Raw genomic sequence first — 14,545 nt, 5'->3', positions numbered from 1 at the left:
CGCAGGAACGTCGGATTTCTCGACGATACGCTTGCGCGGCTGACGTACCAGCTGGTTGATAGTTGCCATCTACTAGCTCCACTGTTGTCTTGCGACGCTATTGTCTTGCAAGAAAAGCAAAATGGCAGGACGTAAGTCCCGCCAGATTTTGGGGTACAAGAGTCTAAAGAGGATCCTGCCCCCAGTCAAGGCAGTGCCCCGGCCTCCATGCCCACCCATCAGCAGCGAACGGCCTGCGAACGATGGTGGACATGAAGACCAGAGCCCTACTCTCAATTACTGCTCGAGTTCAACGCTTCGGTCAGCGCGGCTTCGACTTCGCTTGCGCTCACGCGCAGAGGCTTGTCGGCATCACGGCGACGCTTGCGCTCGCTGTGATAGGCCAGGCCGGTACCAGCCGGGATCAAACGACCCACGACCACGTTTTCTTTCAGGCCGCGCAGGTAGTCGCGCTTGCCGGTTACCGCCGCTTCGGTCAGAACGCGAGTGGTTTCCTGGAAGGAAGCCGCCGAGATGAACGATTCGGTGGACAGCGACGCCTTGGTGATACCGAGCAGAACGCGGGTGAATTTGGAGACAAACTTCTCCTCCTGCGCCAGACGCTCGTTCTCGACCAATACGTGAGTCAGTTCCATCTGGTCGCCCTTGATGAAGCTGGAATCGCCCGACTCGCTGATCTCGACCTTGCGCAGCATCTGACGAAGGATCGTCTCGATGTGCTTGTCGTTGATCTTCACGCCCTGCAGACGGTAAACGTCCTGAATCTCGTTGACGATGTATTTCGCCAGCGCGCTGACACCCAGCAGACGCAGAATGTCATGCGGGTCGCTAGGACCGTCGGAGATAACCTCACCGCGGTTCACTTGCTCACCCTCGAAGACGTTCAGGTGACGCCACTTCGGAATCAGCTCTTCGTACGGATCGCTGCCGTCGTTCGGCGTGATCACCAGACGACGCTTGCCTTTGGTCTCTTTACCGAAAGCGATGGTGCCGCTGACTTCCGCCAGAATCGACGCTTCTTTCGGACGACGCGCTTCGAACAAGTCGGCAACGCGTGGCAGACCACCGGTGATGTCACGGGTCTTGGAGGTTTCTTGCGGAATACGGGCAAGAACGTCACCCACACCCACTTGTGCACCGTCCGCGATACCGACCAGGGCGTTCGCCGGCAGGAAGTACTGAGCCGGTACGTCGGTACCTGGCAGCAGCAGATCCTTGCCATCGACACCCACCATCTTGACCGCTGGACGGATGTCCTTGCCTGCGGCAGGACGATCTTTCGGGTCCAGTACTTCGATGTTGGTCAGACCGGTCAGTTCGTCGGTCTGGCGCTTGATCGTAATACCTTCTTCCATGCCCACGTAGGTCACGGTACCTTTCATTTCGGTAACGATCGGGTGAGTGTGCGGGTCCCACTTGGCCACGATGGAGCCAGCGTCGACCTTGTCACCTTCTTTCACCGAAATCACGGCACCGTAAGGCAGTTTGTAACGCTCACGCTCACGACCGAATTCGTCGGCAATTGCCAGCTCACCGGAACGCGATACCGCCACCAGGTTGCCGTCGACACGCTCAACCTGCTTCAGGTTGTGCAGGCGAACAACACCGCCGTTCTTGACCTGAACGCTGTCGGCTGCGGAAGTACGGCTTGCCGCACCACCGATGTGGAACGTACGCATGGTCAGCTGGGTACCCGGCTCACCGATCGACTGAGCAGCGATAACGCCGACAGCTTCACCGATGTTCACCTGGTGACCACGGGCCAGATCGCGACCGTAGCACTTGGCGCAGATGCCGTAGCGGGTTTCACAGCTGATCGGCGAACGCACGACGACTTCGTCGATGCTGTTCAGCTCGATGAACTCGACCCACTTCTCGTCTACCAGTGTGCCAGCAGGAACGATGACGTCCTCGGTGCCCGGCTTGAATACGTCACGTGCGATCACACGACCCAGTACGCGCTCACCCAGCGGCTCGACGACGTCACCGCCTTCGATGTGCGGAGTCATCAGCAGGCCCTGTTCGGTGCCGCAATCGACTTCGGTCACGACCAGGTCTTGCGCCACGTCTACCAGACGACGAGTCAGGTAACCGGAGTTCGCAGTCTTCAGTGCGGTATCCGCCAGACCCTTACGAGCACCGTGAGTCGAGATGAAGTACTGAAGTACGCTCAGACCTTCACGGAAGTTCGCCGTGATCGGCGTTTCAATGATGGAACCGTCCGGCTTGGCCATCAGACCACGCATACCGGCCAGCTGACGAATCTGTGCTGCGGAACCCCGCGCACCCGAGTCAGCCATCATGTACATCGAGTTGAAGGATTCCTGGTCAACGGTTTCGCCGTGACGGTCGACAACCTTCTCTTTCGAGAGGTTGGACATCATCGCCTTGGAAACTTCATCGTTGGCCTTGGACCAGAGGTCGATCACCTTGTTGTACTTCTCGCCCTGGGTTACCAGGCCGGACGCATACTGGCTTTCGATCTCTTTCACTTCTTCGGTCGCGGTATCGATGATGCGAGCTTTCTCATCCGGGATAACGAAGTCGTTAACGCCGATGGAAACACCCGAAATGGTCGAGTAGGCAAAACCGGTATACATCAGTTGGTCAGCGAAAATGACGGTCTCTTTCAGACCAACCACGCGGTAGCACTGGTTGATCAGCTTGGAGATCGCCTTCTTCTTCATCGGCTGATTGACCACGTCGTAAGACAGGCCGGCCGGGACCACCTGGAACAGCAGCGCACGGCCGACAGTGGTGTCGACGATACGCGTGTTCTTGACGCTGTTGCCGTCACGATCGTTCACGGTCTCGTTGATACGAACCTTGATTTTCGCGTGCAGGGCAGCTTCGCCGGCGCGGAATACGCGGTCGACTTCCTGCAGGTCCGCGAATACGCGGCCTTCGCCCTTGGCATTGATCGCTTCACGGGTCATGTAGTACAGACCCAGTACAACGTCCTGCGACGGAACGATGATTGGCTCACCGTTGGCTGGCGACAGAATGTTGTTGGTCGACATCATCAGCGCGCGCGCTTCCAGCTGGGCTTCCAGCGTCAGCGGCACGTGAACGGCCATCTGGTCACCGTCGAAGTCGGCGTTGTACGCAGCACACACCAGTGGGTGCAGCTGGATTGCCTTGCCTTCGATCAGCACCGGTTCAAACGCCTGGATACCCAGACGGTGAAGAGTCGGTGCACGGTTGAGCAGTACCGGGTGTTCGCGAATCACTTCAGCGAGAACGTCCCAGACCTCTGGCAGTTCACGCTCGACCATCTTCTTGGCCGCTTTGATGGTGGTCGCCAGACCACGCATTTCCAGCTTGCCGAAGATGAACGGCTTGAACAGTTCCAGTGCCATCTTTTTCGGCAGACCGCACTGATGCAGACGCAGGGTCGGACCTACGGTAATTACCGAACGGCCGGAGTAGTCAACGCGCTTACCGAGCAAGTTCTGACGGAAACGACCTTGCTTACCCTTGATCATGTCAGCCAGGGACTTCAGAGGACGCTTGTTCGAACCGGTAATGGCACGACCGCGACGACCGTTGTCGAGCAGCGCATCCACAGCTTCCTGCAGCATGCGCTTTTCGTTGCGCACGATGATGTCCGGTGCGGACAGATCCAGCAGGCGCTTCAGACGGTTGTTACGGTTGATGACCCGACGATACAGATCGTTGAGGTCAGAAGTCGCAAAGCGACCGCCATCCAGTGGGACCAGTGGACGCAGATCTGGCGGCAGAACCGGCAGAACGGTCAACACCATCCACTCAGGCAGGTTGCCGGAGCCCTGGAAGGCTTCCATCAACTTCAGGCGCTTGGACAGCTTCTTGATCTTGGTTTCCGAGTTGGTTTGCGGAATTTCTTCACGCAGACGGCCAATCTCGTGCTCCAGATCGATAGCGTGCAGCAGTTCACGGACAGCTTCAGCACCCATGCGGGCGTCGAAGTCGTCACCGAACTCTTCGAGGGCTTCGAAGTACTGCTCGTCGTTCAGCAGCTGACCTTTTTCAAGGGTGGTCATGCCTGGATCGATAACGACATAGCTCTCGAAGTAGAGAACGCGTTCGATATCACGCAGGGTCATGTCCATCAGCAGGCCGATACGGGACGGCAGCGATTTCAGGAACCAGATGTGGGCAACCGGCGAAGCCAGTTCGATGTGAGCCATACGCTCACGACGGACCTTGGCCAGCGCGACTTCAACGCCGCACTTCTCGCAGATCACACCGCGGTGTTTCAAGCGCTTGTACTTACCGCACAGGCACTCGTAATCCTTGACCGGGCCAAAGATCTTGGCGCAGAACAGGCCGTCACGCTCAGGCTTGAACGTACGGTAGTTGATGGTTTCCGGCTTTTTAACTTCACCGACGACCACGAACGGATCATCTCAGGCGAGGCCAATCCGATACGGATGGCGTCGAACTCTTCGACTTGACCCTGGTTTTTCAGCAAATTCAGTAGGTCTTTCAAGGCCTTTCCTCCTGGCGGAGCAGAGAGTGGTCAAACCGACCCACTCTCGATCGCGTCACGTGTTATTCGGTTTCCAGATCGATATCGATACCGAGCGAACGGATTTCTTTGATCAACACGTTGAAGGACTCGGGCATGCCCGGCTCCATACGGTGATCGCCGTCCACGATGTTTTTGTACATCTTGGTACGACCGTTCACATCGTCCGACTTCACTGTGAGCATTTCTTGCAGAGTGTATGCCGCGCCGTATGCTTCCAGCGCCCAGACCTCCATCTCCCCGAAACGCTGACCACCGAACTGCGCCTTACCACCCAGCGGCTGCTGGGTAACCAGGCTGTAGGAACCAGTGGAACGCGCGTGCATCTTGTCGTCCACCAAGTGGTTCAGTTTCAGCATGTACATGTAGCCAACGGTAACCGGACGCTCGAACTTGTTGCCGGTACGACCGTCGAACAGTTGCATCTGGCCACTGTCCGGCATGTCCGCCAGGCGCAGCATCGCCTTGATTTCGCTTTCCTTGGCACCGTCGAATACCGGGGTAGCCATTGGAACGCCGCCACGCAGGTTCTTCGCCAGATCCAGAACTTCCTGGTCGGACAGGTCGTCAAGGCTTTCCTGACGGCCGCCGATCTCGTTGTAGATCTCGTTCAGGAACTTGCGCAGCTCAACGACTTTGCGCTGCTCTTCGAGCATGCGGTTGATCTTCTCGCCCAGACCTTTGGCCGCCAGGCCCAGGTGGGTTTCGAGAATCTGACCAACGTTCATACGCGAAGGTACACCCAACGGGTTGAGGACGATATCCACAGGTGTGCCGTTGGCATCGTGTGGCATGTCTTCAACCGGCATGATCACGGAGACCACACCCTTGTTACCGTGACGACCGGCCATCTTGTCGCCCGGCTGGATGCGACGACGGATTGCCAGGTAGACCTTGACGATTTTCAGCACGCCTGGAGCCAGGTCATCGCCTTGCTGCAGTTTGCGCTTCTTGTCTTCGAACTTGTCGTCCAGCAGACGGCGACGATCAACGATGTAAGCCTGAGCTTTCTCGAGTTGCTCGTTCAGCGCGTCTTCGACCATGCGCAGTTTGAACCACTGACCGTGTTCCAGACCGTCGAGGACTTCGTTGGTGATTTCCTGACCTTTCTTCAGGCCAGCACCACCTTCGACAATCTGACCGACCAGAGCGGAGCGCAGACGTTCGAAGGTTGCGCCTTCGACGATGCGGAACTCTTCGTTCAGATCCTTGCGGATCTCGTCCAGTTGGCTCTTCTCGATGGACAGAGCACGGGAGTCACGCTCAACGCCGTCACGGGTGAATACCTGTACGTCGATGACAGTACCTTTGGTGCCGGTTGGCACACGCAGGGAGGTGTCTTTAACGTCGCTGGCCTTCTCACCGAAGATTGCGCGCAGCAGTTTCTCTTCCGGAGTCAGCTGGGTCTCGCCTTTCGGAGTGACCTTACCGACCAGGATGTCGCCAGGGCCGACTTCAGCACCGACGTAAACGATACCGGCTTCGTCCAGTTTGTTCAGCGCTGCCTCGCCCACGTTCGGGATGTCAGCAGTGATCTCTTCAGGGCCCAGCTTGGTATCACGCGCCACACAGGTCAGTTCCTGAATGTGGATCGTGGTGAAACGGTCTTCCTGAACAACACGCTCGGACAGGCAGATGGAGTCTTCGAAGTTGAAGCCGTTCCACGCCATGAACGCGATGCGCATGTTCTGACCCAGAGCCAGTTCACCCATGTCGGTGGACGGACCGTCGGCCATGATGTCGCTACGCTGAACGCGATCACCCTTGCTCACCAGCGGACGCTGGTTGATGCAGGTGTTCTGGTTCGAGCGGGTGTATTTGGTCAGGTTGTAGATATCTACACCGGCTTCGCCTGGCTCGACTTCGTCATCGGCTACGCGAACGACGATACGGCTGGCGTCGACCGAATCGATCACACCACCACGACGTGCAACAACGCAGACACCAGAGTCACGGGCAACGTTGCGCTCCATGCCGGTACCCACCAGCGGCTTGTCGGCGCGCAGAGTTGGTACAGCCTGACGCTGCATGTTGGAACCCATCAACGCACGGTTGGCGTCGTCGTGCTCGAGGAACGGAATCAGCGACGCTGCAACCGAAACAACCTGCTTCGGCGAAACGTCCATCAGGGTGACGTCTTCCGGCGCCTTGACGGTGAATTCGTTCAGGTGACGTACGGCTACCAGCTCGTCGATCAGATGACCTTTGTCGTTCATGGTCGCCGAAGCCTGCGCGATCACGTGATCGGCTTCTTCAATTGCGGACAGGAAGACGATCTCGTCGGTTACCAGACCTTCTTTCACCACGCGGTACGGGCTTTCCAGGAAGCCGTACTGGTTGGTGCGGGCATAGGCAGCCAGCGAGTTGATCAGACCGATGTTCGGGCCTTCCGGCGTTTCGATCGGGCAAACACGACCGTAGTGCGTCGGGTGTACGTCACGGACTTCGAAGCCTGCGCGCTCACGGGTCAGACCACCTGGGCCGAGTGCGGAAACACGGCGCTTGTGGGTAATCTCGGAGAGCGGGTTGTTCTGGTCCATGAACTGCGACAGCTGGCTGGAACCGAAGAATTCCTTGACCGCTGCAGCAACCGGCTTGGCGTTGATCAGGTCCTGAGGCATCAGGCCTTCGCTTTCCGCCATCGACAGACGCTCTTTGACCGCGCGCTCTACACGCACCAGGCCAACGCGGAACTGGTTCTCGGCCATCTCGCCGACACAACGGACGCGACGGTTACCCAAGTGGTCGATGTCGTCGACGATGCCTTTGCCGTTACGGATGTCGACCAGGGTCTTGAGGACCGCGACGATATCTTCCTTGCACAGCACGCCCGAACCTTCGATCTCGGTACGACCGATACGACGGTTGAACTTCATCCGGCCAACAGCCGACAGATCATAGCGCTCTGGGCTGAAGAACAGGTTGTTGAACAGGGTCTCGGCAGCATCCTTGGTTGGCGGCTCGCCAGGACGCATCATGCGATAGATTTCGACCAGGGCTTCCAGCTGGTTGCCGGTCGAATCGATCTTCAGGGTGTCGGAGATGAACGGACCGCAATCGATATCGTTGGTGTACAGCGTTTCGATACGGACGACCTGAGCCTTGGCAATCTTGGCCAGGATCTCGGTGTTCAGCTCGGTGTTGCACTCGGCAATGATTTCGCCAGTAGCCGGGTGCACGATCGCCTTGGCGGTAGTGCGGCCAATGACGTAGTCCAGTGGAACGTCCAGGGCCTTGATGCCGGCCTTTTCCAACTGGTTGATGTGACGGGCGGTGATACGACGGCCTTGCTCGACGATGACCTTGCCCTTGTCGTCCTGGATGTCCAGAACGGCAACTTCACCACGCAGGCGCTGAGGCACCAGCTCCAGGCTCAGAGTTTCGCCCTGAACGTGGAAAACGTTGGTGGTGTAGAACGCGTCCAGCACTTCCTCGGTGGTGTAACCCAGCGCGCGGAGCAGAACCGATGCAGGCAGTTTGCGACGACGGTCGATACGGACGAATACGCAGTCCTTCGGATCGAACTCGAAGTCCAGCCACGAACCACGGTAAGGAATGATGCGAGCCGAGTACAGCAGCTTGCCGGAGCTGTGCGTCTTGCCACGGTCGTGGTCGAAGAACACGCCTGGCGAACGGTGCAGCTGGGAAACGATAACACGCTCGGTACCGTTGATAACGAAGGTACCGTTTTCAGTCATCAGGGGGATTTCACCCATGTAGACTTCTTGCTCTTTGATGTCCTTGATCGCTTTGTTCGACGATTCTTTGTCGAAAATGATCAGGCGCACTTTTACCCGCAAAGGTACGGCGTACGTCACGCCGCGCAGCACGCATTCCTTGACATCAAAAGCCGGTTCGCCCAGGCGATAACCGACATACTCCAGAGCAGCATTGCCGGAGTAGCTGATGATCGGGAAAACGGATTTGAAGGCCGCATGCAGGCCCACGTCGCTTAACTGATCTTTAGTGGCTCACGCTTGCAATTATTCACGATACGAATCCAGATGGATGGCCATGAGGTAATTATCATCCATGACGTCCGGCAACTTGCTAAAGTCCTTGCGGATACGTTTTTTCTCAGTGTATGAGTAAGCCATCAGCGTTCCCCAGCTTGGTCACCTGCTTGTTTGGCTCCTCCCGACGGAAGCAGCCAGAAAATCTTGCGAACCCCATGGTTCGCGCCACCGTTTCGAGGTGGTTGAAGCACGTTAGTGGCGCCGACCTGGTCGGTCGCCAATAACGGAAAAAGGCCGGTGGCATAAGCCACCAGCCATCAGCCTGTCGCTCAACGCTTGGGCTGGAGACGCAAGGTCGATGCTTACTTGAGCTCGACGGTAGCGCCTGCTTCTTCCAGCTTCTTCTTCGCGTCTTCTGCGGCTTCTTTCGAAACGCCTTCCAGCAGAGTCTGAGGAGCGCCGTCGACTTTCTCTTTGGCTTCTTTCAGGCCCAGACCGGTCAGTTCGCGAACTGCCTTGATCACGTTGACTTTCTTCTCGCCAGCGGTGGCCAGAACAACGTTGAACTCGGTTTGCTCTTCAACAACAGCGGCAGCAGCAGCTGGACCAGCAGCAGCAACAGCAGCGGTCACGCCGAAGGTTTCTTCCATCGCTTTGATCAGCTCAACAACTTCCAGAACGGTTTTCTGGCCGATTGCTTCGATGATTTGTTCGTTAGTCAGAGACATGACTATATTCCTGTATTGGGGGTGACGGCCTACGCGACCATCAAATTAAACATATGATTTCGAAAGGGCTTGCAGTGCCTTAGGCAGCAGAAGCTTCTTTCTGGTCGCGAATAGCTGCCAAAGTACGAGCCAGCTTGCTGGTAGCGCCTTGAATCACGCTCATCAGCTTCGCAATAGCTTCGTCGCGGGTCGGCAGGGTAGCCAACACGTCGATTTCTTTCGCGGCAAGGAACTTGCCGTCGAACGCAGCTGCCTTGATCTCGAACTTGTCCTGACCTTTCGCGAACTCCTTGAACAGACGAGCAGCAGCGCCCGGGTGTTCGTTGGAGAAAGCGATCAAGGTAGGGCCAGTGAAAGCGTCGTTGAGGACACTGAATTCAGTGTCGGCAACAGCACGCTTGAGCAGGGTGTTACGTACGACACGTACGTATACGCCAGCTTCACGAGCCTCTTTACGGAGTCCGGTCATCGCGCTTACTGTCACACCGCGGGCATCAGCCACAACAGCAGACAGAGCGACTTTGGCAGCCTCGTTGACTTCAGCGACGATGGCCTTCTTGTCTTCGAGTTTAATTGCCACGGGTTTAACTCCTGCTTGTTACCGTTTCATCTGGCCGGAGCCGGATGTCGTTTTGGTGTCTGATTCGGTAAGGAACCGGGAGCACCATCTGCGTAGGCTTATGTTTTAAGACTTGCGCCGCCTACGGTCTTGGATAGCCCCCGCCAGGCAGGGACCCCAATTTTTGCAATGGCGCGGCAAGCCGCGCCATTCCCGTCTTACGCGTTCAGCGAGCTCTGATCGATGACCAGACCTGGGCCCATAGTGGTGCTCAGGGTAACGCGCTTGACGTAAATACCTTTCGAAGAAGCTGGCTTGATACGCTTCAGATCAGCGATCAGTGCTTCAACGTTCTCACGCAGCTTGTCGGCTTCGAAGCCTACTTTGCCAACGGAGGTGTGGATAATGCCGTTTTTGTCGGTGCGGTAGCGAACCTGACCAGCCTTGGCGTTCTTGACCGCGCCAGCTACGTCCGGAGTAACGGTACCGACTTTCGGGTTAGGCATCAGGCCGCGAGGACCCAGAACCTGACCCAGTTGACCTACAACGCGCATGGCATCCGGGGAAGCGATGACGACGTCATAGTTCAGGTCGCCGCCTTTCATTTCGGCAGCCAGGTCATCCATACCTACGCGATCAGCGCCGGCAGCCAGAGCAGCTTCAGCAGCTGGACCCTGGGTGAAGACGGCAACGCGAACGGTCTTGCCAGTGCCGTGTGGCAGCACAGTTGCGCTACGTACGACCTGGTCGGATTTACGTGGGTCAACGCCCAGGTTTACAGCGACGTCAAACGACTCGCTGAATTTTACAGTCGACAGCTCAGCCAGCAGAACTGCGGCGTCGTTGAAGCTGTAGGACTTGCCCGGCTCAACCTTGGCGGCGATTGCCTTTTGGCGCTTAGTCAGCTTAGCCATTACACACCCTCCACGTTAAGGCCCATGCTACGAGCGGAACCGGCGATGGTACGCACGGCCGCATCCAGGTCAGCTGCGGTCAGATCGGCATTTTTTACCTTGGCGATCTCTTCCAGCTGAGCACGGGTAACGGTGCCAACTTTAACGGTGTTCGGACGAGCCGAGCCGCTGGTCAGGCCAGCTGCTTTTTTCAGCAGTACCGAAGCAGGGGTGCTCTTGGTTTCGAAAGTGAAGCTGCGGTCACTGTAAACAGTGATGATCACAGGAGTCGGCAGGCCTGGTTCCATACCCTGAGTACGGGCGTTGAAAGCCTTGCAGAACTCCATGATGTTCACGCCGTGCTGACCCAGAGCAGGACCAACGGGCGGGCTTGGGTTAGCCTGAGCGGCCTTCACTTGAAGCTTGATGTAAGCGGTAATCTTCTTGGCCATGTGGCACTCCAATTACGGGTTCAGACGCCTCGAGAGGCTCCCCGGTTACTTGCGCGTTTATCCCAGTGACGACAAAACCCCACAGCCCAGGGCTGCGGGGTATGGGATTCTCAGCTCAGTTATGCCTTTTCGACCTGACTGAACTCGAGCTCTACTGGAGTAGAGCGACCGAAAATGAGCACAGCCACCTGGATGCGACTCTTTTCGTAGTTAACTTCTTCGACCGTGCCATTGAAGTCAGCGAACGGACCATCAATGACGCGAACAACCTCACCCGGCTCGAACAGGGTCTTGGGCTTCGGCTTGTCACTACCATCCGCAACACGACGCAGGATAGCCTCAGCTTCCTTGTCAGTGATGGGAGCAGGCTTGTCTGCGGTACCACCAATGAAACCCATGACACGAGGAGTATCCTTGACCAAGTGCCAGGTACCCTCATTCATTTCCATCTGAACCAGCACGTAGCCTGGAAAGAACTTGCGCTCACTCTTGCGCTTCTGACCGTTCCGCATCTCGACTACCTCTTCGGTAGGGACCAGAATCTCGCCAAAACCATCTTCCATGCCAGCCAGCTTTACGCGCTCGATGAGCGAGCGCATGACATGCTTCTCGTAACCCGAGTAGGCATGAACTACGTACCAACGCTTAGCCACGGGACACCCTTAGCCAACAATCAAGGAAACAAGCCAGCCGAGTAGGGAATCAAGACCCCACAACAGCAGCGCCATAACCAGGACCACAGCAACCACGATCAAAGTGGTCTGAGTGGTTTCCTGACGGGTAGGCCATACGACTTTACGAATCTCCGCACGAGCTTCCTTTGCAAGCACAAAGAAAGCCTTACCCTTGCCAGTCTGCAGCCCGACATAAGCGGCGGCAGCAGCAATCACAACCAGGGCAAGAACGCGATACAGGATTGGCTGCGCGGAGTAGTATTGATTTCCGACAACACCCACGACGACCAAAAGGGCCACTACAAGCCACTTCACGAGATCTAAACGGGAGTCTTGGGCTTCGGCCTTTGGATTCATCTACTAAAATCCTGTGAAAAGAAAGCCAGACGCACCAGGCGAATCTGGCAGGTCAGGAGGGAATCGAACCCCCAACCTACGGTTTTGGAGACCGTCGCTCTGCCAATTGAGCTACTGACCTAAAAGCGAAATCAGGCCGACCATTATGCGGACCCGACAGAAAGATTTCAACAGCTACTCGACCATACAGCCTGAATCAAGCCACTGCAGGCTCTGCTCACACCTGGCGCCAACGATGGCACCAGACCTCACAGCACCTAAAACAAAGGCAGATACTTTCATATCTGCCTGAGTAATGGAGCTCTTGAGCGGATTTGAACCGCTGACCTCACCCTTACCAAGGGTGTGCTCTACCAACTGAGCTACAAGAGCGAAACACTTTGCACAACCAGCAAAACTTGGAGCGGGTAGCGGGAATCGAACCCGCATCATCAGCTTGGAAGGCTGAGGTTCTACCACTAAACTATACCCGCCGAGCATGCTGCTTACGCTCGAAATTTGGTGGAGGGGGAAGGATTCGAACCTTCGAAGTCGTAGACGTCAGATTTACAGTCTGATCCCTTTGGCCGCTCGGGAACCCCTCCTAAGCGAGGCGACATCTTACATCATGCCACCCTTCTGTCAACCTTTTTCTCAATAAAATCTTGAGGTTACAAACGTTGACTCTTGCATCACCGGCTTAGCAATTTGCTCTGCACTGTGAAGCGGGCGCCATTCTATGCAAACTAATCGGAGGTTGCAACACTTTCACAAGACATTATTTTATTTTTTAATTCAGGGAAGTCTTGAGCCAACCCAGCAAGCAAAACATCGTCTACCAACCGCCTACTTTCAGGGGCAACTTTCAACCAATAGACACCCCCGGCACTATCTACAGTCCTGCCAAACTGCGTCTGGATATCGAGACTGGTCAGGCGCTGCTCAAGGGTTCTGGCGTCACCTTGAGAGATCCCACCACCCAAATAAAGACATTGCTTGACGATCTCTGGCGACGACACCTGACCAGGATGCGATTCGCTCAGCAAACGAATATCCTGCTGCGTCCCTCGATAAAGTGACAACGGAGCGACCTCCTTCGGCCGCAAGGGAGCCTCCTGCTGATGCCATACGTAGTAGAAGGCATTCAGCATCAATAACAGTAAAAACACCCAACGCATAACACCCTCGCCATCACAACACTGAATCGTGCGCCCTGCGGACAAGCAGCTTCCCATCAGGCCGGAGCGGCGCTCGACACCCTGACAGGCCGCTCAGGCACCCTGGCGCAATCGCAGGCTCAGCTCGCCACCACTGAAGAGACGCTCTTCGCCGTTCACCTGAAGACGCAGTGCCCCCACCGCATCCACCCCCAGGACAATCCCTTCAATCGCGCTATTTCCCGCGAGCAACGTCACGGGCTCCCCCTGCCACAGATGGCTGCGCTCCCACTCTTCTCTAAAAGCACCAAAACCCTTCTCCTGATGCGCACTCAGGTAAGCAAGCAGGTGACGACTCAATGCCGCTATCACGCCGTTTCTATCAAGCTGGGCGCCCGTTTCCAGCGCCATAGAGGTCCAGGATTGATCCACCTCCGCAGCCTCGCGCATGTTGACGTTAATCCCGATCCCGATCACGACATGACAGACGTCAGCAGGGTCGCCAGACAGCTCCAGCAACACGCCCGCCAGCTTTCGTCGCCCAACCAGAATATCGTTTGGCCATTTGAGCCCGGCACCTGCGATCCCCATCTCCTTGAGCATCGCCGCCACAGCAAGCCCAACCAGAAGGCTTAAGCCTTCAAGCTGGCGCATGCCGCCTTCTATGCGCAATGCGAGGCTGTAATAGACGTTCTCGGCAAAAGGACTTACCCACTTCCGCCCTCGTCGCCCTCTGCCGGCTGTCTGCTGCTCGGCAAGCACCAGCACAGGCAGCGCGAAACCGGCCTCAACCAAGCGCATCGCCTCCGCATTCGTCGAATCGACTGTATCCAGGGTACGGACCGACCAGGTCTCGCACCCCGGAAGACGATTGAGCGATTCGCTATTGAGCAGTACGAGGGAGTTAGCAAGGCGGTAGCCCCTGCCCCGCACCTTGTAGACCTCTACACCCAGCTCAGCCTCGAGCTGCTGCAGCTTCTTCCACACAGCACTACGGCTGACGCCGAGCGCGCGCCCCAAATATTCGCCTGAGTGAAATTCACCATCCCCAAGCAGCTCTAACAAGGTTCGCATTCATGACACGCCTGATAATGAGGACAGCATGATAGCCACCGAAGGTATGAGTGCATAGGAGACAGGAACCGTATCGCGGCAAACGGGATAGCAAGAAGGTATTTTTCACGAGCGCAAAGACAAAACCCCGTCTGCTTACGCAAACGGGGTTCTGCAATTTAATCTTGACGATGACCTACTCTCACATGGGGAAACCCCACACTACC

At 56.7% G+C, this 14,545-nt stretch carries 8 protein-coding genes, 4 tRNA genes and 3 pseudogenes; all 15 read right to left on the bottom strand.

Annotated elements, in window-relative coordinates; all coding sequences use genetic code 11:
- Positions 1–69, bottom strand: a pseudogene (rpsL, locus tag ACIPL0_RS30785) (30S ribosomal protein S12); the annotation flags it as partial.
- A 203-nt stretch (positions 70–272) separates the two neighbouring features.
- Positions 273–4,471, bottom strand: a pseudogene (gene rpoC / locus ACIPL0_RS30780) (DNA-directed RNA polymerase subunit beta').
- Positions 4,472–4,533: 62 nt separating this feature from the next.
- Positions 4,534–8,607 (bottom strand): annotated as a pseudogene (gene rpoB, locus ACIPL0_RS30775) (DNA-directed RNA polymerase subunit beta).
- Between the two features lie 221 nt (positions 8,608–8,828).
- Entirely contained in the window at positions 8,829–9,194 is a 366-nt protein-coding gene (rplL, locus tag ACIPL0_RS30770) for a 50S ribosomal protein L7/L12 (RefSeq protein WP_400603052.1), read from the bottom strand.
- Positions 9,195–9,273: 79 nt separating this feature from the next.
- Positions 9,274–9,774, bottom strand: a complete 501-nt coding sequence (gene rplJ / locus ACIPL0_RS30765; RefSeq protein WP_400603053.1) for a 50S ribosomal protein L10 — start codon at positions 9,772–9,774, stop codon at positions 9,274–9,276.
- 197 nt (positions 9,775–9,971) lie between these two features.
- On the bottom strand, positions 9,972–10,667 hold the full coding sequence (gene rplA / locus ACIPL0_RS30760; protein ID WP_400603054.1) for a 50S ribosomal protein L1: 696 nt from the start codon (positions 10,665–10,667) through the stop codon (positions 9,972–9,974).
- Entirely contained in the window at positions 10,667–11,098 is a 432-nt protein-coding gene (gene rplK / locus ACIPL0_RS30755; protein ID WP_400603055.1) for a 50S ribosomal protein L11, read from the bottom strand. Before rplK ends, rplA begins: the two co-directional genes overlap by 1 nt.
- A 119-nt stretch (positions 11,099–11,217) precedes the next feature.
- The gene (nusG, locus tag ACIPL0_RS30750) at positions 11,218–11,751 is read right to left on the bottom strand and encodes a transcription termination/antitermination protein NusG (protein ID WP_400603056.1); all 534 of its coding nucleotides are present in this window, start codon (positions 11,749–11,751) and stop codon (positions 11,218–11,220) included.
- Positions 11,752–11,760: 9 nt separating this feature from the next.
- A complete protein-coding gene (secE, locus tag ACIPL0_RS30745) occupies positions 11,761–12,129 on the bottom strand; it encodes a preprotein translocase subunit SecE (protein WP_400603057.1) in 369 nt (122 codons plus the stop codon).
- Positions 12,130–12,174: 45 nt separating this feature from the next.
- Positions 12,175–12,250: transfer RNA gene (locus tag ACIPL0_RS30740), tRNA-Trp, on the bottom strand.
- A 175-nt stretch (positions 12,251–12,425) separates the two neighbouring features.
- Positions 12,426–12,501, bottom strand: a tRNA-Thr gene (locus ACIPL0_RS30735).
- Between the two features lie 27 nt (positions 12,502–12,528).
- Positions 12,529–12,602: transfer RNA gene (locus ACIPL0_RS30730), tRNA-Gly, on the bottom strand.
- 26 nt (positions 12,603–12,628) lie between these two features.
- Positions 12,629–12,713: transfer RNA gene (locus ACIPL0_RS30725), tRNA-Tyr, on the bottom strand.
- A 141-nt stretch (positions 12,714–12,854) separates the two neighbouring features.
- Complete coding sequence (locus ACIPL0_RS30720; protein WP_400603058.1) at positions 12,855–13,286, bottom strand: hypothetical protein; 432 nt, start codon at positions 13,284–13,286, stop codon at positions 12,855–12,857.
- Between the two features lie 93 nt (positions 13,287–13,379).
- On the bottom strand, positions 13,380–14,339 hold the full coding sequence (birA, locus tag ACIPL0_RS30715; protein ID WP_400603059.1) for a bifunctional biotin--[acetyl-CoA-carboxylase] ligase/biotin operon repressor BirA: 960 nt from the start codon (positions 14,337–14,339) through the stop codon (positions 13,380–13,382).
- Between the last annotated feature and the right edge of the window lie 206 nt (positions 14,340–14,545).

This window comes from Pseudomonas sp. NPDC090208, from assembly GCF_044746785.1.
Classification (GTDB): Bacteria; Pseudomonadota; Gammaproteobacteria; order Pseudomonadales; family Pseudomonadaceae; genus Aquipseudomonas.
The sequence above is the reverse complement of the archived record's forward strand: the minus strand, read 5'-3'. Positions and strand labels throughout refer to the sequence as shown.

Excerpts from the sequence above, each read along its gene's own strand:
- rplL (WP_400603052.1), bottom strand. The coding sequence starts at position 9,194 with ATGTCTCTGACTAACGAACAAATCATCGAAGCAATCGGCCAGAAAACC.
- rplA (WP_400603054.1), bottom strand. The coding sequence starts at position 10,667 with ATGGCTAAGCTGACTAAGCGCCAAAAGGCAATCGCCGCCAAGGTTGAG.
- rplK (WP_400603055.1), bottom strand. The coding sequence starts at position 11,098 with ATGGCCAAGAAGATTACCGCTTACATCAAGCTTCAAGTGAAGGCCGCT.
- secE (WP_400603057.1), bottom strand. The coding sequence starts at position 12,129 with ATGAATCCAAAGGCCGAAGCCCAAGACTCCCGTTTAGATCTCGTGAAG.
- ACIPL0_RS30720 (WP_400603058.1), bottom strand. The coding sequence starts at position 13,286 with ATGCGTTGGGTGTTTTTACTGTTATTGATGCTGAATGCCTTCTACTAC.
- birA (WP_400603059.1), bottom strand. The coding sequence starts at position 14,339 with ATGCGAACCTTGTTAGAGCTGCTTGGGGATGGTGAATTTCACTCAGGC.